This window comes from Cohnella sp. LGH (assembly GCF_017671885.1).
Lineage (GTDB): Bacteria > Bacillota > Bacilli > Paenibacillales > Paenibacillaceae > Cohnella > Cohnella phaseoli.
The window spans coordinates 8,154,056-8,175,477 of the sequence record NZ_CP072117.1 but is presented as its reverse complement, the minus strand read 5'-3'; the positions used below and the strand labels follow the sequence as shown (position 1 = coordinate 8,175,477).

Here is a 21,422-nt window from a genome sequence, read left to right as displayed (position 1 = left end):
AAGGTGGTGAAACGATTGGCTAAAGGGATGCGCGAGATCAAGCGCTCGATCAAGAGTAAGCAGAATACGAAGCAGATTACGAAAGCGATGGAGATGGTCGCCGCTTCGCGGCTGAGAAGAGCCCAGGAAGCAGCCGTCTCCGCTCGCCCCTATACGGACAAGCTGAAGGAAGTCGTATCCAGCATTGCATCCGCTTCGGGAGGCAGCAAGCATCCGATGCTCCAGAGCCGTCCGATCAAGAGAACGGCCTATCTGGTGATTACCTCGGATCGCGGTCTTGCCGGAGGATACAACGCCAACATTTTGCGTAAAGTGCTGTTGACGATTAAAGAGAAGCATAACTCGAAGGACGAGTACGCCGTATTCGTGATCGGCCGTAAAGGGCGCGACTTCTTCCAGCGACGCGGTATACCGATCGTCGAGGAAGTGACCGGACTGTCCGATTCTCCTAAGTTCTCGGACATTAAAGAGGTTGCGGCCAAAGCGGTTCAAGGCTTCGAAGAAGGCAAGTACGACGAGCTTCACTTGGCTTACAACGAATTCAGGAACGCGGTCACCCAAATTCCGACGCTTAAACGCTTGCTTCCGCTTGGCGATATCGCCGCGGGAGCCGACAAAGCCGAATACGAATACGAGCCGTCCGCCGAAGAGGTGCTTAACGTGCTTTTGCCTAAATACGCAGAGACGCTCGTGTTCAGCGCAGTGCTGGAGGGCAAAGCGAGCGAGTTCGGAGCGCGTATGACGGCAATGGGCAATGCGACGAAGAATGCGACGAAGATGATCGCCGATTTGACGCTGCATTACAACCGTGCTCGTCAAGCGGCAATTACTCAGGAAATCTCGGAGATCGTCGCGGGAGCGAACGCACAGCAATAACAATTGTGACGATTGCTCAGTGATCGCACTATCGTGACGACCAACCGTAGACGCAAGGCGCAACTCGTTGGTCGCACTATCGTGACGACCAACCGTAGATGCAAGGCGCAACTCGTTGGTCGCACTATTTTAGGAGGTAAATCCATGAGCAAAGGGCGCGTTGTTCAGGTTCTGGGGCCTGTTGTCGACATCGAGTTCGACCACGGTCATCTGCCTGACATTCTCAATGCGATTAAAATTGAAGCGAAGGCCGAGAGCGCTAGCGGCACCGACGTCAGCCTTACGGTTGAAGTCGCGCAGCACCTTGGCGACAATCTGGTTCGCGCGGTTGCGATGTCCTCTACCGACGGTTTGGTTAGAGGAACGGAAGCGGTCGATTTGGGCGTACCGATCACGATTCCTGTAGGTCCTGCGACATTGGGCCGGGTATTTAACGTATTGGGAGATTCGATCGACGGCAAAGGCGAAGTCGACCGCACGAATACGAACCCGATCCACCGTCAAGCGCCTTCTTTCGAAGATTTGACGACCCAGACGGAAATGCTGGAGACGGGAATCAAAGTCGTCGACTTGCTCGCGCCTTACACCAAGGGCGGTAAGATCGGTCTGTTCGGCGGCGCAGGCGTAGGTAAAACCGTTCTGATGCAGGAGCTCATCCACAACATCGCATCCGAGCACGGCGGTATCTCCGTATTCGCCGGCGTAGGGGAGCGTACCCGTGAAGGTAACGACCTCTACCACGAGATGACGGAATCCGGCGTTATCGCGAAGCTGGCGATGGTGTTCGGTCAGATGAACGAGCCTCCGGGCGCGCGTATGCGCGTTGCTCTAACGGGTCTGACGATGGCGGAATATTTCCGTGATGAAGAAGGCCGCGACGTTCTGCTGTTCGTCGACAACATTTTCCGCTTCACCCAAGCGGGCTCCGAAGTATCGGCACTCCTCGGCCGTATGCCTTCCGCGGTTGGTTACCAACCTACGCTGGCAACCGAGATGGGTCAACTGCAAGAGCGTATCACCTCTACGAAAAAAGGTTCCGTAACGTCGATCCAAGCGATCTACGTACCTGCGGATGACTATACCGACCCGGCTCCGGCTACGGCGTTCGCTCACTTGGATGCGACGACGAACCTGGAGCGTAACATCGCGGCAATGGGGATTTTCCCGGCGGTTGACCCGCTGGCTTCCTCTTCCCGGATTCTTGCGCCGGAAATCGTCGGCGAAGAGCACTACACTGTAGCGCAAGGCGTTAAGAAATTGCTGCAGCGTTACAAAGAGCTTCAAGACATCATCGCCATCCTCGGTATGGACGAGTTGTCCGATGAAGACAAACAGGTCGTTCAACGCGCTCGCCGCATTCAACTGTTCCTGTCCCAACCGCTGCACGTTGCTGAGGCGTTCAACGGCATTCCTGGAGTCTATGCTCCGATCAAAGAAACGATCCGCAGCTTTAAGGAAATCCTCGAAGGCAAGCACGACGATCTTCCGGAACCGGCTTTCCACAACGTCGGCGTTATCGAGGAAGCGGTCGAGAAAGCGAAGAAACTCGCTGCTGAGGTTTAATCCGGCGGCTGGTTTGGAGGGATCGATATGAGTACCTTACGGTTGGAGATCGTCACTCCGGAGCACAAGGTTTACGAGAAAGACGTGAATATGGTCGTCGTTAAAGGCGTGGCCGGCGAGCTCGGCATTCTGCCCAACCATATTCCTCTGGTTACGCCGCTGAAAGTGGCTCCGGTTAAAGCCAAGATCGGCAATACGAACGAATTCATTGCCGTTCACGGCGGTTTTATGGAAGTGCGCAAGGACAAAGTCGTTATTCTGGCCGAAGCTGCCGAGCTGGAGTCGGACATCGACGTTTCCCGCGCGCGTCTTGCGAAGGAACGGGCTGAGCGCCGTCTCGCGCAGAAGCAAGCGGACATCAGCGCGGCTCGCGCTGAACTGGCGCTGCAGCGCGCCATCTTGCGGCTGGAAACGGTCCACGAGCGGGAACAGCAGCATCGGAACCAATAAACGGCTTTATCGACCGCCTGGCGGAAGATCGAACGCGATCTCCCGTTGGGCGGTTTTTTTACGTGTGATCGCTGTCTCGTATGCGTTTATTCGCCGGTATCCCTTTTGCTCAGAAGGGGAACTATGTCGGGAAGCGAGGATGAATAGGAGTCAGAAGTGACGGGTGTCACTGATTCATTTCGACGAGAAGGGGTACATTAGAGATAGACAAAAAGTTTAAGGAGTGGCTCAGATGAATTCGAATTCGTTGACGGATAAGTTGAACGTACAGTTGTCCAATTGGTCGGTGCTATATTTTAAGCTTCACCATTATCATTGGTATGTGAAAGGGCCGCATTTCCCCGTGCTGCATGCGAAATTCGAAGAGCTGTACGACATGGCGGCTCTGAAGCTGGACGAGCTTGCGGAACGGATTCTCTCAATCGAGGGCAAACCGGTATCGACGATGAAGGAATTTCTTGCGCAGGCGACGATAAAGGAAGCAGATAAAGCCAAGACGGAGAATGACATGCTGTCGGCCACGATCGAGGATCTGAAGGAGCTGATTGAAGGGCTGAAAGCGGCCGCTTCCTCGGCTGAAGAAGCGGAAGATACCGCAACTTCGGATATGCTGATCGGCCAAGTGGAAGAGCTGCAAAAGCAGGTTTGGATGTTGAAAGCGACGCTGGCATAAGCCAGATAGAGATCGAAGGAACCGCCGGAGCATAAGCTCGGCGGTTCCTTGCGCGCTCTGGACTAGCGGGGACAAAGCAGCATATATATGTATAAGGGAGTGCTCAATACCCCAATATTATCCTCCTCTACCTTTCGACAAGATTGGACAACTTCCATTGAAAACGCTTTTTTCATGGACTTGATTGGGAGCATTTGCTATAATTATGGGGTAAATTCACCTGTTTGCGGAGGCGTTGCAGTGGAGAATTATATCAATTCATACGTCATTGTTACGGTCTTCTTGGTACTAGGTATCGCTTTTCCGATTTTCGTGCTGTGGCTCGGTTCAATTCTTAGGCCCAAAAAACCTACCGAAGAGAAAATGACCACTTACGAGAGCGGCAACGAGCCGGTTGGAGACAGCCAGATCCGCTTTAACGTCAGGTACTACTTGTACGCGCTTATGTTTGTCGTATTCGATGTCGAAACCGTATTTCTGTACCCTTGGGCCGTAGCTTACAATCAGCTTGGTCTATTTGCATTAATTGAGATGCTGATTTTTGCGGGCTTGCTGCTCGTTGGTCTGGTGTATGCATGGAGAAAGAAGGTGTTCAAATGGAACTCGATTTAGCGAACGTATCTCCGGAGGATCGGAAGGAAGTGGAGCGTAACGTTTTCTTTGGCACCATTGAACAATTGAAGGGGTGGGCGCGAAGCAATTCGCTATGGCCGCTGACCTTCGGTTTGGCATGCTGCGCGATCGAAATGATGGCTGCGGGCGGGGCCCATTACGATTTGGACCGTTTCGGGGTTATGTTTCGGACATCGCCTCGTCAGGCTGACGTGATGATCGTATCGGGAACGGTGACCAAGAAGATGGCGCCGCTGCTCAAGCGTCTGTACGACCAAATGCCCGAGCCGAAGTGGGTCATCGCGATGGGGTCCTGCGCAACGGCTGGTGGCCCGTACGTCAAGTCCTACTCCGTCGTGAAGGGAGTCGACCAGATCGTTCCCGTAGATGTGTACATACCAGGCTGTCCGCCGAACCCTGCCGCTCTAATCTATGGAATCAATAAACTGCAGGCGAAAATTCGCTACGAGGCAAAAACCGGGAAGCAGGTGACTAGCCGATGAGCGAAGAGAACAAACGGGATGACGATAATACAATAGAAAATAAATCTCCGGAAGCCGAGGATGTAGCGGCGAAGCCGGATGATCAGCCGGCAGAGGCAGCGGCAGCGCCGCCGACAGTCGAGGACGCTGCGCCAGCGCCGGCTCCGGAACGTCGAAAGGAGACGGACGAAGAGAAGGCGGCCCGCCGTAAAGCGACGCTTGAGGCTCGCGAAGCGGCCAAGGTAGCAGCGGCACTGGCGGCCGCCGAAGCGGCGAAAGGAGGCGCATCTGCGGGACCCGCAAGTGCGCAGCCCGTCGCGGGGGATACGCAGGCGACGCCAGCGGCACCGGCCTCGGCCGCTCCGGCGGCAGGCGAAGGCGATGCGTCCGCGCCGGCTCCGGAACGTCGCAAGGAGACGGACGAGGAGAAGGCGGCGCGGCGTAAAGCTGCGTTGGAGGCTCGCGAGGCGGCCAAGGCCGCAGCGGCCCAAGCGGCTGCGCAAGGAGGCGCGCCCGCGACGGCTGCAGGCGGAGACGGGAGCCCGGGAGGCGATGCGCCTCCGCCGAAACCTCCGTCGCCGAGCCAGCCCCGTCTTGATCGCGTTGCGGCGATGCTGCGCGAGCTTGTCGCGGAGGATGCGGTAGAGGAAGCCTATATCAATGAAGCAAACGATCACCTGCCGACGCTCGTGATCAAGAACGACCGATGGGAGCAGGCGGCAAGGCTGTTCTGCGATCACGCGGAGCTGGACTGCAAGTATTTGCGCAATGTTTCCGGCGTAGATTACGAGACTCACATGGAAGTCGTGTACTACCCGTGGAACATGAACGCCCGCGAAGGTTATTGCGTGAAGGTACGTACGGATCGGGACAATCCGTCCGTCGCGTCCGCCACTCCGATCTGGGAGACGGCGAACTGGAACGAGAGAGAAATTTACGATTTGCTGGGCGTCGATTTTCCCGGACATCCGGATTTGAGACGCATCATGATGCCCGACGACTGGGTCGGCCATCCGCTTCGCAAAGACTACGTTCCGCTGGACCCGGAGGTGTAAGATCACGTGATTCGTACTGAAGAGCTGCTGTTGAACGTAGGCCCGCAGCATCCGAGCACGCACGGCGTGTTTCGGATCATTGTTAAGCTGGATGGGGAAATCATCACGGAAGCGACTCCGGTCATGGGTTATTTGCATCGCGGTACGGAGAAGCTGGCGGAAGATTTGAATTTTACGCAGATCGTTCCTTACACGGATCGAATGGACTATGTATCCGCGATGACGAACAATTATGTTCTCTGTCATGCGGTGGAGAAAATGATGGGGCTGGAAATTCCGGAGCGAGCGGAGTTTATGCGTCTGATCGTGATGGAGCTGCAGCGAGTCGCCAGTCATTTGGTCTGGTGGGGTACTTATTTGCTGGACATCGGAGCCCTTAGTCCGTTCCTGTACGCCTTTAGCGACCGGGAACGCGTACTGGGGCTGTTCAATGAATTGTGCGGAGCGCGGCTGACGTACAATTACATGCGGGTCGGAGGCGTGAAGTGGGACGCGCCCGAGGGCTGGATCGATCGAGTGAAGACTTTCGTCAAGGATATGTACTTTCGGCTTGACGAGTATCACAACCTCGTTAGCGGCAACGAAATCTTTCTGTCGCGGGTAAAAGGAATCGGTCAATACGACGCGGAGACGGCGATCAGCTATGGTTTGTCGGGGGCGAACTTGAGATGTACGGGCGTGCAGTGGGACCTGCGCAAAGCGGAGCCGTACAGCTTGTACGATCGGTTCAAGTTCGACGTCCCGGTAGGCAAGAACGGGGACTGCTACGATCGTTACTTGATTCGCATTGCGGAGATTGAACAGAGCTTGCGCATTCTCGAGCAGGCGCTGGAGCAGTTTCCGGGAGAAGGCGATACGATGGGCAAGGTGCCTCGGGCCATCCGTCCTCCCGCCGGAGAGATTTACGTCCGCATCGAATCGCCGCGCGGAGAGATCGGCTGCCACATCGTGTCCAAGGGCAAGGCGGAGCCGTATCGGCTGAAGTTCCGCAGACCTTCGTTCGTCAATTTGCAGATTCTGCCGAAGCTGCTCGTCGGCGAAAGCATGACGAACCTCGTTACGATTCTCGGCGGCATCGATATCGTGCTGGGGGAGGTTGACTGCTGATGCAACGCTTCTTGGATGAACCGTTAAGCTGGGGCAACGCGGCGATCTTCATTGCCGGGGGAATCGGCGTGCTCGCGGTCGTTATCGTGTTTGTTACGTATGCGATTTATTTCGAGCGCAAGGTCATCGGTTGGATGCAGTATCGCAAAGGGCCGAACCGGACAGGACCGCTCGGCTTGCTCCAGACGGTGGCCGACGTCGCCAAGCTGCTGCTGAAGGAAGATACGATCCCGCGCAAGGCGGATCGCGGACTGTTCATTTTGGCGCCGGTGCTGGCCTTCATTCCTTCGTTCCTGGTGCTTGCTTTCATTCCATATTCGATGAATTTGCAGTTTGCGGACTTGAACGTCGGGTTCCTCTACTATATCGCGCTCTCCGGAATTACGACGATCGGAATCGTTATCGCCGGCTGGGCATCGAACAACAAATACTCGCTGCTGGGCGGCATGCGTTCCGCGGCGCAGATGATCAGCTATGAGGTGCCGCTAGTTATGTCGGTCGTCGGCGTCGTGATGATGACCGGAAGCTTGAACCTGCGGGAGATCGTGCTGGCGCAGAGCGGCTACTTCTGGCATTGGAACTTCCTGCCGCAAATTCTCGGATTCGCGATCTTTGTTATCGCCGCGGTATCCGAGCTCAATCGTACGCCGTTTGACTTGCCGGAAGCGGAATCCGAGCTGGTCGCAGGCTACCACGTCGAGTACAGCGGTTTCCGCTTCGCGTTCTTCATGCTTTCGGAGTACATTTACGTGTATGCGATCGCCTGTCTGACGACGATTCTGTTCCTTGGCGGCTGGAACGCGCCGATTCCGCAGCTTGACTTCATTCCGGGATTAATCTGGTTTTTCCTGAAATTTGCTTTTATCGTCTTCTTCCTGTTCTGGATGCGGGCGACGTTCCCGCGGCTGCGCGTCGATCAGTTGATGGGCATGGCATGGAAGGTACTGCTGCCGCTGGCAATTCTCAATATTTTCTTGACGGCAATTGGCATAGAATTGATGGGATAGGGAGGCGGACGCCGTGAAAGGCATGCTCAAAGGACTAGGCGTGACCCTGAAAACGATGGGGACCAAAAAGCTGACGTACGCGTATCCCGACATCCCGATCCAGATGCCGGAAAGGTTCCGCGGGATTCAATACTTCGAGCCGGACAAGTGCATCGTCTGCAACCAGTGCGCGCGGATTTGTCCGACCGATTGCATTACGCTGACGGGCAAGCCGAATCCGGATCCGGAAAAGAAGGGCAAGGTCATCGATACGTTCGACGTCAATTTCGAAATCTGCATACTCTGCGACCTGTGCACGGAGGTATGCCCGACCGAGGCGATCGTCATGACGAACAATTTCGAGCTGGCGGCTTACAGTCGGGACGAACTGTTCAAGGACAAACAGTGGCTGTTCGACAACAATACGAACGTTCGTCTGGACAACAACAACATCGGCTCTCCGAAAGGGGGCGCCAAATAACCGGTGTTCAACTTCAATATTGAATTTACGGGAGAATTCGTCGCGTTCTTCATATTGTCGGTGTGCGCGATCGTCGGAGCGGTGCTGGCGATCAATTTTACCAAGGTTGTGCATACGACGCTCTCGATTGCTTTTACTTTTATCTCGTTGGCCGGGTTGTATGTCGTGCTGGAGGCGGAATTTCTCGCTTTCGTGCAGGTGCTGCTATATGTAGGCGCGATTACGATCCTGATGATCTTCGGCATCATGATGACCAAGCACGACGGGGAAGGACGAGAGCCGGCAAGGCCGTTGTTGGAGACGCTGGCGGCCATCGGATGCATTTGCTTGTTCGGCATTCTGTTCTTCGGGATCCGCAATGCGACCTTTCAGGTCCCGACGGCTTTTGCGTCTGAAGACAATACGAGGGAAATCGGCATTCTGATGTTCACCCAATATGCGATTCCGTTCGAGCTGACTTCCGTTCTGCTGACGGTCGCCTTTATCGGAGCGATCGCTCTGGCGAAGAGAGAGGAGGACGCGGAATGAGCATGCTGTCCTCCTACTTGACGCTGGCGGCGGTTTTGTTCTGCATCGGGCTGTACGGCGTGCTGACGAAGCGCAACGCGATCATCGTGCTGCTTTCGATCGAGCTGATGCTTAACGCCGCGAACCTCAACCTGATCGCCTTCTCCAAATACGGAGTGCTCCCGTCGCTGACGGGACAAATCTTCTCCTTGTTCACCATCTCGGTCGCGGCGGCGGAAGCCGCGGTCGGCATCGCGATATTGATCGTCTTCTATCGCAGCCGCGCTACGGTGAACGTGGATGAATTCGACGAGTTGAGGAGGTAACTTTATGAGCACCTTCTTTACCGAATACGCTTGGTTGATTCCGCTGCTTCCGTTTGTCGCTTTTATCCTATTGACCGGAGCCGGAAAATCGTTAGGAAAAACCGGCGCCTGGATCGGTACGGTGGCTTCGTTCGCGTCCCTCGTGCTGGCATTATGTCTCGCTACGGAGAGAATGGCGAGCGACGCGCCGGAGTACAGCAAGCAATTCGAATGGATCACCATTGGCAAGCTGAAGCTGATGGCGGGCTTCGAAGTGACGAATCTGTCCACGCTGATGCTGGTCGTCGTTACGCTGGTGGCGTTCCTTGTGAATCTGTACTCGCAAGGATATATGAAGAAAGATGAGAGAATCTCGACTTTCTATGCCTATGTGGCGCTGTTTACAAGCTCGATGCTGGGCTTGGTGCTGGCGGACAACCTTTTAACCTTCTACATTTTCTGGGAGCTGGTCGGCGTATGCTCCTTCCTGCTCGTCGGCTTCTGGTATCAGAAGCCGGAAGCAAAAGCAGCGGCGAAGAAAGCTTTTATCGTCACCCGGATCGGCGACTTGGGCTTGTTGATCGCCATTCTGCTGCTGTTCTGGTATATGCCGGGGCAGGCTTTGGATTTCACCTCGATCCATAACGTGTTCGATACTCAGGGAGGCGTCATCTCCACGGGTATTACGACGTTGATCGCGCTGCTGATCTTCCTCGGAGCGGTCGGCAAGTCCGGCCAATTCCCGCTGCACGTCTGGCTTCCGGACGCGATGGAAGGTCCGACGCCGATCAGCGCCTTGATCCATGCGGCGACGATGGTCGCAGCCGGCGTCTTCCTCGTGGCTCGCACCTTCGATATTTTCGAAGCGTCGCAGGTGGCGATGAATACGGTGGCGATTATCGGCGCGTTCACTGCGATCTTCGCGGCGACGATCGGTTTGGCGCAGAACGATATTAAGCGGATTCTCGCTTTCTCGACGGTTAGCCAGCTTGGCTACATGATGCTGGCGCTAGGCGTCGGCTCTGTTACGGGTGCGATGTTCCACCTGTTTACGCACGCATTTTTCAAGGCATTGCTGTTCCTTGGAGCCGGCAGCGTCATTCATAGCGTACATACACAGGACATTCGGGAGATGGGCGGCCTCGGCGGCAAAATGAAGATCACGGCCTGGACGTTCGGCATCGGCGCGCTCGCCTTGTCGGGAATTCCTCCGCTGTCGGGCTTCTGGTCGAAAGACGCGATTCTGACCGTTGCTCTGGATAAGCAGCCGATTTTGTTCATTGTTGCCTTGGTCGCCGCATTCTTCACCGCACTCTATATGGCAAGGCTATTCTTCCTCGTCTTCGCGGGCAAGCCCAAGGAGGGTCAAGCGGCCAAGGAGTCTTCCTCCGTTATGACCATACCGCTGATCGTGCTGGCTGTGCTGGCAGTTGTCTCCGGTTTCGTGGAGACGCCGTTTAACGGTTGGCTGGGAGGTTGGCTGCTCGGAGGGGAAGCGGAGCACCATGTCAGCGGTCTCGTGATGATCGTATCTGCGGCCGTCGGATTGCTCGGCATCTACATCGGATGGTTGATGTACGCCAAAGGCACGATTCGAAGGGATGCCGTCTCCTCCCGCGTTCCGGGACTTGTTAAGTTGCTCGAGCGCAAATATTACATCGATGAGCTCTATCAAGCCGTATTCGTCAAGCCGCTTTATGGACTTGGCAAGCTGCTCGAGCTGTTCGACGAATATGTGATCGACGGTCTTGTCCGCCTGTCCGGCCATGCGGTCGGCGCGGTCGGCAGACTGAATTCCAGGCTGCAGAGCGGGCAAGTTCAAGCTTACGCGCTGGCCGCCGTGATCGGCATCGTGATTCTGATGGTCGCGCTCGCCGGAAGGAGGTTCTGGTAATGCTGGAGGACCTGCCGGTTCTGTCTCTGATTACATTCGCGCCGCTCCTTGGCGCACTTGTCGTGCTCTTGCTGCCTAGCGGCAAAAACAGTTGGATACGCGGAACCGCCATTGTGTTTACGCTCATTCCGCTTCTGTTGACTCTATGGCTGTTCGCTTCCTACAATCCTTCCGTGGGGGGAGCGGCATACTCGGAGCAAATGGAGTGGCTGGCGATTCCGCTGAATGTCGAGGCTTTCAACGGGGTTGAGTCTCTAAAACTGAGCTTTGAGTACCATCTGGCCGTAGACGGCATCTCGCTGCCGTTGCTTCTGCTAACGAGTATCGTCTCGACGATGGCTGCTCTCGCTTCTGTGCATATCCGTAAACGCTGGAAAACGTACTATTTTCTATTTTTGCTGCTGTTGACGGGAATATACGGCGTTTTTCTGGCGCGGGACCTGGTCCTATTCTTTATTTTCTTCGAAGTGACGCTTATTCCGATGTTTTTCCTGATTGGCATTTGGGGTTATTACGGGCGGGAGAGGGCTGCGACTCGTTTCCTTGTCTATAATGGGCTGGGGTCGGCCGCGATGCTGTTCGCCTTCTTGATCCTGATCGCCACTCTGGGCTTCGGTTCGACCGACAATGTCAATTTCTTTTTCTCCAGTAACTACGATATCCTGCTTGGCAACTTGCAGGATGGGGGGGCATTTGCCAACAACGCAATGAATCCGGTATGGTTCCTGTCGGATAACATGCGCTGGGCGGCGTTCATCTTGCTCCTCGTTGCCTTCGGAATCAAGGTGCCGATCTTCCCGTTCCATACGTGGATGCTGAAGGTGCATGTCGAAGCTCCGCCGGCAGTTGTCATGATCCACTCCGGCATTTTGCTGAAGATGGGCGTATACGGGTTGATTCGCTTTGCGCTGGGCCTGTTCCCGGAGCAGGCGAGCTCTTGGACGACGGTGCTGGCTGTACTCGGCGTTATCAACATTTTGTACGGGGCGGTTCTGGCTTGCGTGCAGAATGAGTTCAGGCTGGTATTGGCTTACTCGAGTATCAGCCATATGGGCATCGTATTGCTGGGTATCGCTTCTTTGGAGGAGGTTGGCCTGCAAGGAGCGATCTTCCAATCGGTGTCGCACGGTTTGATCTCGGCGCTGTTCTTCCTGATCGTCGGCAATATTTACGAACGAACGGGAACGACGGAGCTGGGCAAGCTGGGCGGATTGGCCAAAGCGATGCCGTTCACATCCGGCATTTTGCTGTTGACGGGACTTGCTTCGCTTGGGCTTCCGGGATTGTCGGGCTTCGTCGGCGAATTCCTGTCTTTCCTGGGGCTGTTCGGTTCGATGAAGGTTCTGACCGCTATCGGCGTGCTGGGAGTTCTGCTGGCGGCGATATACGTGCTGCGAAGCGTGCTGAACATCACCTACGGGGCGTTGAATGAGAAGTACGCCGAGCTGAAAGACGCCCGATTCATCGAAGCGCTGCCGATGGTCGCGCTATCCGCGCTAATCGTCTTGCTGGGCGTATACCCATCCCTGCTGACCGATCTGATGCAGAACGGCTTCGGCGCATTGCTGGAACAATTACAGACAAGGGTGGGGGGTTAACATGGAAACTAAGCTCGCTTTGACTTTGAGCGATTTGTGGTACGTGACCCCCGAACTGATTTTAACCGGATTTGCCGTGCTCCTGATGCTGCTGGATCTGGTGTTGCCCCGAAGGGCAAGCCAGTATATCGTCGGGTGGCTGACGCTTGTCGGCCTGCTGGTCTCGGGAGTGTTCGTCGTCTTGCTCATGAGCGATCTGACGAGAACCGATTCGGGCGTCGTTGAGCTATTGGCGGGAAGCTACCGTGTCGACGACTTCGGCAATCTTTTGAAGCTGGTCTTCTTGGGGGCGTCTGCGTTTATCGTTTTCTCGTCGCTCGGAGCGGTCAAGGACGAGGATGTTCCGATCAAGAGCGAGATGTACTCGCTCGTGCTTCCGGCGACGCTCGGCGCGATGGTCATGTCCTCATCCGGAGATTTGATTACGTTGTTTGTCGGCCTGGAGCTGCTCAGCATCACATCGTATATTTTGGTAGGTGTGAGGAAGAAAAACAAGCTGTCCAGCGAAGCGGCGTTTAAGTATTTCGTTACAGGGGGAACGGCGTCTGCGTTTATTTTGTACGGGATGTCCTTCCTGTACGGAATTACGGGATCGACGAACCTTGCGCAGATTCGCGTCAACCTCGGCTCTGCGATTGAGAATTCGGAGGCGCTGCTGTACATCAGCTTCTTCCTGATGCTGGCGGGCTTCGCGGCGAAGCTGGCACTGGCGCCGTTCCATGCCTGGTCGCCTGATGTGTATCAGGGCGCCCCGACACCGGTAACGACGTTCCTGGCGGTTGTCGCCAAAGGCGCCGCTTTTGCGATGCTGTATCGGATTTTCATCAATTCGGCGAATCTCGTTCCCGCAGGCGAATCGTTCCTGCAGCAGGACGTTTTCCTCGGGCTCGGCATTCTCGCCGCCGCGGCGATGATCGTAGGTACGGCGGGAGCGCTGCGCCAGCGCAACTTCAAGCGACTGCTTGCGCTGTCCGGCGTAGCTAACGCCGGTATTCTGCTAACCCCTCTGGCGCTTGGGTTCGCGGATATTCATACATCGATGTTCTCGGAATTTATCTATTATCTGGTGGCTTACGCCTTTATGAATATCGGAGCGTTTACGGTTCTTCTAATCGTGACGCGCGATTCCGGCAATGAAACGGTATCGGGCTTTGCGGGATTGTATCATCGGGCGCCTTGGACGGCCGGGGCTATGACCGTGCTGCTGTGCTCGTTGGCCGGCTTGCCGATAACCGGCGGCTTCTTCGGAAAACTGTTCATATTATTCAGTACCATTCAGACGAAGACATACTGGTTGGCGGCGATTATGCTCGTCACGACAATTGTGTCCTATGCGGTTTATTTTTCGATCATTCGTCAGATGTATATGAGAAGCGGAGCGACGGATTCGAGACTGAAGCTGACGGTTCCGGCGACGATTACGATCTGGCTATGTACCGCAGCGACATTGGTACTTGGGTTTCTGCCCGTGCCGATTCTTAATTGGATCAACGATCTGTTCTCTATACCGGTCGATTTTCTGGTGCGTTGAGATTATTAAGCATAAAGGCTTAGGAATAAACCGTCGGGACGGTTCGTCTCGGCGGTTTTACATTTTTGTGACAAATTGCGACCTTAGTCCCCATTTTGTCGCCAGAAGCAGGGAAACAGGGCTTGAAAATCGAAATTAAGAAGAATGCAACATGGGTAATAAAGAATATGCGTCGTTGTCGGAGAATTCATTCAGAAATTTGTCAGGCGGCGCAGCTACAATAGAATGCATGCGAGGGCGAAAGGCGGCGGAGGCGAGATGAATAAGGGCGGGAAACAGTTTAGCGCGATCATGCTAACGTTCGTACCTGGCAGTCGAGCCGCGATTTCGACATTATCCGTCGTTCTTCTGAGCACTGCTGTCCTAATCCCTCCCCGGTTAGCGGACGATTGGGGAGGCATGCAGCGGGCGCCTGCCGTTCATGCCCAAGCCATCGGCACAACGGATATGATCAAGAACGCTCCGCATCTTGCGCCGCCGCTGCCCGAATTTATTAGGACGATCGGCATAGAGGATGCCTGGGCGCTGTTAGACAAAGACGTCACGGCAACGATTGCGATTATCGATACGGGGATCGATTTTAATCGTCCCGAGTTGAAGCCTTATTTGCTGCCCGGAATCAATCTCGTCAATACCCGTAAATCCGCCCAGGACGATAATGGTCATGGGACGGCAGTCGCAGGCATTATTGCGGCGGCGGCGCAAGCGGGGGAGGCTTCTCCGGCCCGGGGCAGATGGAAGGGCAAGCTTATGCCTATTAAGGCGCTTGACCAGTTTGGTGCGGGCAACGAGGAGAAGTTGACGCAGGGCATTCGTCATGCGGTTAATCAAGGGGCGGATATTATCGTGATGTCCCTGGGCCTTCGACGCGATGCACAGAGCTTGCGCGAAGCGGTCGCATACGCTGAAAGCCGCGGGGTGCTGCTTGTCGCCGCAAGCGGCAACGATGCGGCGATCTTCGGGGACAAAGCTGCCGTACAGTATCCGGCGGCGTATCCTTCCGTTATTTCCGTTGCGGGCATTGACAACAAAAGGACGGTTGCCGGGTCGACCTCCGGGCCGGAGAACGACATCGGAGCGGCATGGAACGTACAGACGATGGCGATCGGCGGCGGAGAAATCGAAATGGAAGGCACGTCCATGGCAGCGCCGCAAGTCGCTATCGTTGCGGCGCTGCTGAGAGCGGCTCATCCGGAATGGGAGCCGCTGCGAATTCGCGAGACGCTGCGTAGAACGGCGACTCCACTGAATGTGCTTAAGCCGTGGACTCCGAATACCGGCTACGGCCTCTTATCGGCCTCCAAAGCGCTGCAGGCCGATGAAACGATCGATTGGCGGGAGCCCAACAACATGAGATCGCAAGCTGCCGTGCTGCCGCTTGGCAAAGAGGTGTTCGGAAGCTGGGATGGAAAAGCAGATGCCGATTGGTTTGTGTTCGAAGCAAAGTACGACGGGGTGTTTATTCTATCGGGCGATTCCGGTCGGTTCACGCTGTACGATGCTAACGGCAAGCTGATCAAGTCGATTTCTTCCGAGCCGGCATCCAAGGACAAGCTTATGCAGTGGCCCGTAAAAGCAGGTCGCAATTGGCTGCTTGCGCAAATGCCCGAGAATTCGAAAGAGGAAACGCAGAATTATCGACTCGTTTCGGGTTTTGCAATGCTGCCCGACGCCAATGAGCCTAACGATACGTCTGCATCGGCTGCTACGCTTCCTGCCCGAAGCCAGAAATGGAACGGGTCGTTTCATAGTCGGGGGGATGTCGATTGGTTTGTCGTAACGCTTCCCAAGCCGGGTAGTCTCAAGCTAACACTGACTCCGGACACGACGCGAATCGATCCGGAGCTGCGGATTTACCCGGCCGGAGGCAAAATGATCCTCGTCGATGAGCGCGGCGACGGCGGCATTGAGTACGGAACGATTAACAATGCCAAGGCGGGCAAGTATTATTTTCGTATTTCCAATGCGGTATCGTCGAATCCCGAAGCAGTAATCGGGACATATGCCGTCTCGCTGGAATACATTACCGAGAAGGAGGATTTATACGAACCGAACGAGAGCGCGCTAGCTTCGACGCCGCTCGTTCTGGGCAAGACGTATAACGCTCTGATCCAATCGGATAAGGATGAAGACTGGTACCGCTTCGAACTGGCCAAAGACGCGAAAGTGAAGCTCGATGTTACAAATATTCCGTCGTCGTTGGCTGTGAACGTTGAATTACGGGATAAAAAGCTGCAAAGGCTAGGCAAATGGACCGGCGGGAAGGAACAGAAGACGACCGGCGGAGAAATAAAGCTGTCGCCAGGCACATATTATGTTCAGATGACTGCGGACGGGTATGATCGCAGCCAATATTACGGACTTAAGATTCAAACGGTAAGCGAGTAGCGGGGGAAGGCTCGAATCGGCGCGACATAGCTGCGATTAGGGCGGAAGGAGCAGGTTATGGGGAATGATTCAGGGTTGTTCGAGTTGGCGGGATGGAACGGGCTGTTTTCAATATTTGTCACTTTGGGCTGCGTTGTCATCGCCTGGATCGTTCTGCAGGAAATCAGATGGGATAAAATTGCGCGAGATCCGCGCGGGCCGAAGGTTCGAATGCTGCACTTGCTGGCTGCGATCGGGCTGGGGCATCTCGTTTCCCGGTTCGTGTTGGATTATTGGAGTTGGGTAGGTACCCTTAAATGGCTATTTGGCGGCGGTTAGTTCCTTATGATTGGGCAATAATATACAAACCCAAGCATTCGTTCATTTGAGCTCGAAAGAAGTCGAATGACGGCTGATTGCCCCAAAAAATGCCGCTTGTGTCAATGTTGCTGAAAGTGGTATGATAAAATTTGGGTTTTTCGGAGTCGGGTATATTTGCCAGTGCTTCGGAATGAATCTATTACGCGCGGAGGGAACCACCCATGAGCAAAATCATCGTCCGCGGCGGACGTACCCTGAAGGGAACTGTCCGCGTGCACGGCGCTAAAAATTCCGTCCTTCCGATCCTGGCCGCTTCTTTGTTGGCGGAGCAAGGATCAAGCGTCATTCATGACGTTCCCGCCTTGGACGATGTCACTAATATCCTTCAGGTGCTCGCGGCTTTGGGGGTTTACGCGCAGCATCAAGACGATAGCGTAAAACTGAACGCGGAGTCGCTAACTTCGTGGGAAGCGCCTTATGAGCTGGTCAGAAAAATGCGCGCTTCGTTCTTGGTCATGGGGCCGTTGTTGGCTCGCGTGGGCAAGGTGCGGATATCGTTGCCTGGCGGCTGCGCCATCGGCACGCGTCCGATCGACCAACATCTGAAGGGCTTCGAAGCGATGGGAGCGGAAATCGGCTTCGGCCAAGGCTCCATCGAAGCAACTGTAAACGGAAAATTGCGCGGGGCAAGAATTTATCTGGATATCGCAAGCGTTGGCGCTACTGAGAATATTATGATGGCGGCAGCGACTGCGGTCGGAACGACGATTATAGAAAATGCGGCCAAAGAACCGGAAATCGTGGATCTTGCCAACTTCTTGAATGCGATGGGGGCTAAAGTTCGCGGCGCCGGCACCGGCGTTATTCGCATTGAAGGCGTGGAACGGCTTCATGCGGCCGAGCACCAGGTTATTCCCGATCGGGTTGAGGCCGGTACGTATATGATCGCCGCTGCGATTACGGGCGGAGACGTGTATGTAGACGGAGCGATTCGCGATCACCTTGGTCCGATCATCGCCAAGCTGGAAGAAATGGGCGTTCAAGTCGAGTGCGACGAGAACGGCATACGAGTATGCGCGTTGAAGCCGCTTCGGGCCGTTGATGTGAAAACTTTGCCTTACCCGGGCTTCCCGACCGATATGCAGGCTCAGATGATGACGCTTCTGCTGGTTGCGGACGGCACGAGTATCGTGACGGAAACGGTATTCGAAAACCGCTTCATGCATGTCGACGAGCTGATCAAGATGGGCGCCGAAATTAAAGTGGACGGACGCACGGCGATTGTTACGGGCGGCACGAAGCTCTCTGGAGCTAGCGTGTGCGCGACGGATCTTCGGGCCGGCGCGGCTCTGATTTGCGCCGCATTGGCGGCAGACGGCAACACTGAGGTTGGCGGTCTGCACCATATTGAGCGCGGTTATGTGAATATCGTTAACAAGCTGGCAGGGCTGGGAGCGGAAATTTATCGCGCGCCTTCCCCTGAAGATGTCATTAAGGAATCGGAAAAAGCGGCTCTGCAGCCGGACAACTTGATGAAGCAGTTCGAACAGCGCGCCGCGGCGTCGGCGGAAGTGGTTATCCGCAACATACAACCGACGTTGGCTTAATTTGGCCGCGTTTCGGGAAACGCATGGATGAACGCGTTCTTATACTTAGCCGTTATTGAAAGCAACGCCCCTGGACAGTTTGGTTCGGGGGCTGTTTTTTGTTTTCGCGCAGCATCCCGTATTCGTTGAGTGTGTAGATCGTTGTGCATGCGCTGATAATCAGCTTGCTAAGCGCTGCTACTGCGTTGTGGGCGTTGTTGCTGCGGAATCGATACTCGTAGTAATAATATAGCCGATTCCATTTGGATACACGCCGCCCGTAATACTTGCGAATGAAGGCGCGGGACTTCCTGTACAACATCAGCAAGGCTCGACGCACGATCGGCTCTTGGGCTGTTCGTTTCTCGCGGTTCCAGAAATCAAGCATTGGCGTGCGCTCGGATCTATGCATGGCATGCCGAATCTTAAGGAGCAGCCTCTCTGCCGTCCGCTGTTGAATTTGCAGCGTCCGGGCGAGTCTGCGGGCGGAGCAGCGCTGGCCTGAAGCGAACCAATAGAGGGCGACCATCCAATAGCGCAAAGGCAGCTTCGTGCGATGCATCAGCGTATTGGATGTAATGGAGGTTTGCGTTTTGCAATTGGCGCATTCGTAGACGTTCCGGGTTTTGATCAAACAGTACCGCATCTCTCCGCACTTGGTGCAAATAAATCCCCTCGGCCAGCGAACGGCAAACAAATGGTTGCGACAAGACTGCTCGTCCGGAAACAACGCCATAAACTTACGAATGGACGCCATTTTTTCCTCCTTACCCCGGTGGGAACGGGTGTTCTTTTCTTTATTTTAACGAACATTTGTTCCTATTTCAACATTTATTTTAAACAATCTAGAAAATTTCCTTATATTTGCTTTTGTTGCGTGACAATGTGTCTCGAATTTGGCTTACCTGAGTGAATGGCAGATAGAAGAGGCGGGAATCGGAGGGGGGGTGGTGAGAGGGGAGCAACGGGTGTTCAGAGAGGAGTACACGAGATGAGATAAAGAGAAGGCCAGGAAGGGGAGCGGTGTAGAGGAGGAATAAGGAGGAGTGGAGGAGAGATTTGAGGGAGGAGTGCAGGAGATGAGATTGGAGGGGGCAGGAGAAGGTAAGATGAGAGGTGTGGAAGAGTTCTGAGGGGGTAAGAGATGAGATTGAATGAAGGCGCAGGGAGCGCGGGAAAGGGGTTGGTGAGAGCAGGGAGAGAGGAGTTCGGAGAAAGGGCAAGGGATGAGATTAGGGGAGGGTCAGGAGAATGTAAGGTGAGAAGTGTGAGAGAGGAGTTCGGAGAAAGGGCAAGGGATGAGAATGAAAGAGGCGCAGGAGAAGGTAAGGTGAGAGGTGTGGGAAGGAGTTCGGAGAGGGGCGAGAGATGAGATTGAGGAGGGGCAGGTGCGGATTTCGGGTATCTGCAGATCACTCAGGTGAGGCGAAAAGGAGAGACATTGAATTTGCACCGAAGCAAGGACGCTAGAAACTTCATAAATATGCTGAGGAAGCTCCGGATAGGTAATAGGAGGCAGACCTAGGCTGAGGCTGGGGGCGAGGTCGAGGCCAAGACCGAAGTTCTACCCTCTCGCACTCTCGCATAGTTTGGAAGCATCGGTTGATAGCGGAGAGCCGAGAGTTCGACGTGACGAAGCACGACCGGGCGGAGGTGGACGAGTGAGAAAAATGGCATACGGACGGAGAGGCCGGGCGCGCGCGGGGGAAGTTTCTTGGACGGTTATCAGCGTGGCATATGGATTGGGGGTTATAATCGCGATCTTAATGTGGGCGTCGATTCATAGCGGTGCCGGCAGTGCGATGGGACAAGCTTTTCAACAAGTGGAGGAAAGTAGGGCGGTAGAGAAGGGAGAGGTCAAAGGGCAGGCAGTAGAGAAGGTAGGGGGAGAAGCAGAAGCAGAAGCAGAAGCAGAAGCAGAAGCAGAAGCAAAAGCAGAAGCAGAAGCAAAAGCAGAAGGAGAAGGAGAAGGTTCGGCTTTAGAGAAAGGGGAGGCCCAGAGTCGGGAAAGGACGGGAAGTGGGGCTGACGGGACTGGCGGAAATAGCGGGGCTGGGGGCGCTGGCGGCGCTTTCGTTCTCGATCGGGAAGGCGGGGAGGGGCGGCGGGAGGCGTTGCCTAGTATCTCTGTATTTTTGACGAAGGAGGGAAAGGTAGAGACGGTGCCGCTCGAGACGTATGTAGAGGGAGTGGTGGCGGCGGAGATGCCGCTGATGTTCCGTCCGGCAGCGCTTGAAGCGCAGGCGGTGGCGGCGAGGACGTATGCGATTCGTAGGCTGTGGCTGGGCGAGCATGCGGGAAGCGACGCAAAGGAAGCGGATGTGACGGATACCCAGGAGCATCAGGCTTATTTGTCCTTGACGGAGATGAAGCGGTTGAAGGAGGACGACAGAGAGGGATGGGAGAAGGTTCGGGACGCCGTGGCCGCTACGAAAGGCCGAATTCTCGTATATGAGGGCGAGCCGATTGAAGCCCTTTTCTTCTCGACAAGCAACGGGTATACGGAAAATTCGGAGGATGTGTTTTCGGTCAGACGACCGTACTTGAGATCTGTGGAGAGTCCATGGGATCAAGCGATTTCCGATAGAGCAAAACAGACGGTGGAGATGGAGCTGTCGGAGTTTTACGAGCTGCTGGGGGTAAAAACGGCTCCGGCGGCAGGAGGGGCTTTATCGACGGATCTTATTCGGGTGTTGGAACGGACGGCGGGACGAAGGGTGAAAACGCTGTTGGCCGGGGATAAGCGGCTTAAAGGGACGGAGGTTAGGCAGCTGCTAGGGTTGCGCTCGGCTTCCTTCGAATGGAAGGCAGAGCGCGGCATGGCGGTGCTGACCGTCTATGGATACGGTCACGGCGTAGGAATGAGCCAATGGGGAGCGGAAGGGATGGCGCGGGCCGGGGATGACGCATCGCATATTCTGGCACACTATTATAAAGGGGCCAAGCTAGCAAGCTTCTAAGCTTGCGATTGCGGCCAGTAAACGTCTATAGACAAGGTAGAGCTCTAAAAATTGTAATCTTCCAAAGA

General features: G+C 55.1%; 21 protein-coding genes. 20 read left to right on the top strand and 1 reads right to left on the bottom strand.

From position 1 onward, the window contains the following. Nucleotides 1-15 precede the first annotated feature (15 nt). From atpG to murA, 18 genes are all read left to right on the top strand, one after another. Nucleotides 16-876: an ATP synthase F1 subunit gamma gene (gene atpG, locus J4772_RS33705; protein ID WP_116060710.1), complete on the top strand. Its 861-nt coding sequence runs from the start codon at nucleotides 16-18 to the stop codon at nucleotides 874-876. A gap of 144 nt (nucleotides 877-1,020) precedes the next feature. After that, a complete protein-coding gene (gene atpD / locus J4772_RS33700) occupies nucleotides 1,021-2,439 on the top strand; it encodes a F0F1 ATP synthase subunit beta (protein WP_209073219.1) in 1,419 nt (472 codons plus the stop codon). A 27-nt stretch (nucleotides 2,440-2,466) separates the two neighbouring features. Next, nucleotides 2,467-2,889, top strand: a complete 423-nt coding sequence (locus tag J4772_RS33695) for a F0F1 ATP synthase subunit epsilon (protein ID WP_116060708.1) — start codon at nucleotides 2,467-2,469, stop codon at nucleotides 2,887-2,889. Between the two features lie 232 nt (nucleotides 2,890-3,121). Next, nucleotides 3,122-3,562, top strand: a complete 441-nt coding sequence (locus J4772_RS33690; RefSeq protein WP_209073218.1) for a Dps family protein — start codon at nucleotides 3,122-3,124, stop codon at nucleotides 3,560-3,562. A 240-nt stretch (nucleotides 3,563-3,802) separates the two neighbouring features. Beyond that, the gene (locus J4772_RS33685) at nucleotides 3,803-4,174 is read left to right on the top strand and encodes an NADH-quinone oxidoreductase subunit A (RefSeq protein WP_246016495.1); all 372 of its coding nucleotides are present in this window, start codon (nucleotides 3,803-3,805) and stop codon (nucleotides 4,172-4,174) included. Then, nucleotides 4,159-4,677 carry a NuoB/complex I 20 kDa subunit family protein gene (locus J4772_RS33680; RefSeq protein WP_116060706.1) on the top strand — a complete coding sequence of 173 codons (519 nt, stop codon included), beginning with the start codon at nucleotides 4,159-4,161 and terminating at the stop codon, nucleotides 4,675-4,677. The genes J4772_RS33685 and J4772_RS33680 overlap by 16 nt, the downstream gene beginning before the upstream one ends. Further along, nucleotides 4,674-5,711, top strand: coding sequence for an NADH-quinone oxidoreductase subunit C (locus tag J4772_RS33675; RefSeq protein WP_209073217.1), 1,038 nt, complete (start codon nucleotides 4,674-4,676; stop codon nucleotides 5,709-5,711). Before J4772_RS33680 ends, J4772_RS33675 begins: the two co-directional genes overlap by 4 nt. A gap of 6 nt (nucleotides 5,712-5,717) precedes the next feature. Continuing rightward, complete coding sequence (locus J4772_RS33670) at nucleotides 5,718-6,818, top strand: NADH-quinone oxidoreductase subunit D (RefSeq protein WP_116060704.1); 1,101 nt, start codon at nucleotides 5,718-5,720, stop codon at nucleotides 6,816-6,818. Then, nucleotides 6,818-7,825: an NADH-quinone oxidoreductase subunit NuoH gene (gene nuoH / locus J4772_RS33665; protein ID WP_116060703.1), complete on the top strand. Its 1,008-nt coding sequence runs from the start codon at nucleotides 6,818-6,820 to the stop codon at nucleotides 7,823-7,825. The genes J4772_RS33670 and nuoH overlap by 1 nt, the downstream gene beginning before the upstream one ends. 13 nt (nucleotides 7,826-7,838) lie before the next feature. Further along, complete coding sequence (nuoI, locus tag J4772_RS33660) at nucleotides 7,839-8,285, top strand: NADH-quinone oxidoreductase subunit NuoI (RefSeq protein ID WP_116060702.1); 447 nt, start codon at nucleotides 7,839-7,841, stop codon at nucleotides 8,283-8,285. A 3-nt stretch (nucleotides 8,286-8,288) separates the two neighbouring features. After that, nucleotides 8,289-8,813 carry an NADH-quinone oxidoreductase subunit J gene (locus tag J4772_RS33655; protein ID WP_209073216.1) on the top strand — a complete coding sequence of 175 codons (525 nt, stop codon included), beginning with the start codon at nucleotides 8,289-8,291 and terminating at the stop codon, nucleotides 8,811-8,813. Nucleotides 8,814-8,815: 2 nt separating this feature from the next. Next, nucleotides 8,816-9,118 carry an NADH-quinone oxidoreductase subunit NuoK gene (gene nuoK, locus J4772_RS33650; protein ID WP_371822924.1) on the top strand — a complete coding sequence of 101 codons (303 nt, stop codon included), beginning with the start codon at nucleotides 8,816-8,818 and terminating at the stop codon, nucleotides 9,116-9,118. Between the two features lie 4 nt (nucleotides 9,119-9,122). Beyond that, nucleotides 9,123-10,991, top strand: coding sequence for an NADH-quinone oxidoreductase subunit L (nuoL, locus tag J4772_RS33645; RefSeq protein ID WP_209073215.1), 1,869 nt, complete (start codon nucleotides 9,123-9,125; stop codon nucleotides 10,989-10,991). Continuing rightward, the gene (locus tag J4772_RS33640; protein WP_209073214.1) at nucleotides 10,991-12,589 is read left to right on the top strand and encodes a complex I subunit 4 family protein; all 1,599 of its coding nucleotides are present in this window, start codon (nucleotides 10,991-10,993) and stop codon (nucleotides 12,587-12,589) included. Before nuoL ends, J4772_RS33640 begins: the two co-directional genes overlap by 1 nt. Before the next feature lies 1 nt (nucleotide 12,590). Further along, complete coding sequence (locus J4772_RS33635) at nucleotides 12,591-14,120, top strand: NADH-quinone oxidoreductase subunit N (RefSeq protein ID WP_209073213.1); 1,530 nt, start codon at nucleotides 12,591-12,593, stop codon at nucleotides 14,118-14,120. 258 nt (nucleotides 14,121-14,378) lie between these two features. After that, nucleotides 14,379-16,508, top strand: a complete 2,130-nt coding sequence (locus J4772_RS33630; protein ID WP_209073212.1) for a S8 family serine peptidase — start codon at nucleotides 14,379-14,381, stop codon at nucleotides 16,506-16,508. 57 nt (nucleotides 16,509-16,565) lie between these two features. Continuing rightward, the gene (locus tag J4772_RS33625; RefSeq protein WP_116060695.1) at nucleotides 16,566-16,826 is read left to right on the top strand and encodes a DUF1146 family protein; all 261 of its coding nucleotides are present in this window, start codon (nucleotides 16,566-16,568) and stop codon (nucleotides 16,824-16,826) included. Between the two features lie 203 nt (nucleotides 16,827-17,029). Further along, complete coding sequence (gene murA, locus J4772_RS33620; protein ID WP_209073211.1) at nucleotides 17,030-18,415, top strand: UDP-N-acetylglucosamine 1-carboxyvinyltransferase; 1,386 nt, start codon at nucleotides 17,030-17,032, stop codon at nucleotides 18,413-18,415. 52 nt (nucleotides 18,416-18,467) lie between these two features. Here the strand turns inward: murA and J4772_RS33615 are convergent, their stop codons facing one another. Next, entirely contained in the window at nucleotides 18,468-19,151 is a 684-nt protein-coding gene (locus tag J4772_RS33615; protein ID WP_209073210.1) for a transposase, read from the bottom strand. Between the two features lie 387 nt (nucleotides 19,152-19,538). Here J4772_RS33615 and J4772_RS33610 point away from each other — a divergent pair, with 387 nt between their 5' ends. Together J4772_RS33610 and spoIID are read left to right on the top strand one after the other, a co-directional pair. After that, entirely contained in the window at nucleotides 19,539-19,766 is a 228-nt protein-coding gene (locus tag J4772_RS33610; protein WP_209073209.1) for a hypothetical protein, read from the top strand. Between the two features lie 298 nt (nucleotides 19,767-20,064). After that, nucleotides 20,065-21,354, top strand: coding sequence for a stage II sporulation protein D (spoIID, locus tag J4772_RS37235; RefSeq protein WP_247741253.1), 1,290 nt, complete (start codon nucleotides 20,065-20,067; stop codon nucleotides 21,352-21,354). The last annotated feature ends 68 nt before the right edge of the window (nucleotides 21,355-21,422 follow it).

Bases quoted from the DNA above. Each gene is read 5' to 3' on its own strand.
- J4772_RS33630 (WP_209073212.1), top strand. From the start codon at position 14,379: ATGAATAAGGGCGGGAAACAGTTTAGCGCGATCATGCTAACGTTCGTA.
- J4772_RS33675 (WP_209073217.1), top strand. From the start codon at position 4,674: ATGAGCGAAGAGAACAAACGGGATGACGATAATACAATAGAAAATAAA.
- J4772_RS33615 (WP_209073210.1), bottom strand. From the start codon at position 19,151: ATGGCGTCCATTCGTAAGTTTATGGCGTTGTTTCCGGACGAGCAGTCT.
- J4772_RS33635 (WP_209073213.1), top strand. From the start codon at position 12,591: ATGGAAACTAAGCTCGCTTTGACTTTGAGCGATTTGTGGTACGTGACC.
- nuoH (WP_116060703.1), top strand. From the start codon at position 6,818: ATGCAACGCTTCTTGGATGAACCGTTAAGCTGGGGCAACGCGGCGATC.
- J4772_RS33690 (WP_209073218.1), top strand. From the start codon at position 3,122: ATGAATTCGAATTCGTTGACGGATAAGTTGAACGTACAGTTGTCCAAT.
- J4772_RS33625 (WP_116060695.1), top strand. From the start codon at position 16,566: ATGGGGAATGATTCAGGGTTGTTCGAGTTGGCGGGATGGAACGGGCTG.
- J4772_RS33610 (WP_209073209.1), top strand. From the start codon at position 19,539: ATGAGATTGAATGAAGGCGCAGGGAGCGCGGGAAAGGGGTTGGTGAGA.
- J4772_RS33680 (WP_116060706.1), top strand. From the start codon at position 4,159: ATGGAACTCGATTTAGCGAACGTATCTCCGGAGGATCGGAAGGAAGTG.
- murA (WP_209073211.1), top strand. From the start codon at position 17,030: ATGAGCAAAATCATCGTCCGCGGCGGACGTACCCTGAAGGGAACTGTC.
- atpD (WP_209073219.1), top strand. From the start codon at position 1,021: ATGAGCAAAGGGCGCGTTGTTCAGGTTCTGGGGCCTGTTGTCGACATC.
- J4772_RS33695 (WP_116060708.1), top strand. From the start codon at position 2,467: ATGAGTACCTTACGGTTGGAGATCGTCACTCCGGAGCACAAGGTTTAC.
- nuoL (WP_209073215.1), top strand. From the start codon at position 9,123: ATGAGCACCTTCTTTACCGAATACGCTTGGTTGATTCCGCTGCTTCCG.
- nuoK (WP_371822924.1), top strand. From the start codon at position 8,816: ATGCTGTCCTCCTACTTGACGCTGGCGGCGGTTTTGTTCTGCATCGGG.
- spoIID (WP_247741253.1), top strand. From the start codon at position 20,065: ATGGCATACGGACGGAGAGGCCGGGCGCGCGCGGGGGAAGTTTCTTGG.
- J4772_RS33640 (WP_209073214.1), top strand. From the start codon at position 10,991: ATGCTGGAGGACCTGCCGGTTCTGTCTCTGATTACATTCGCGCCGCTC.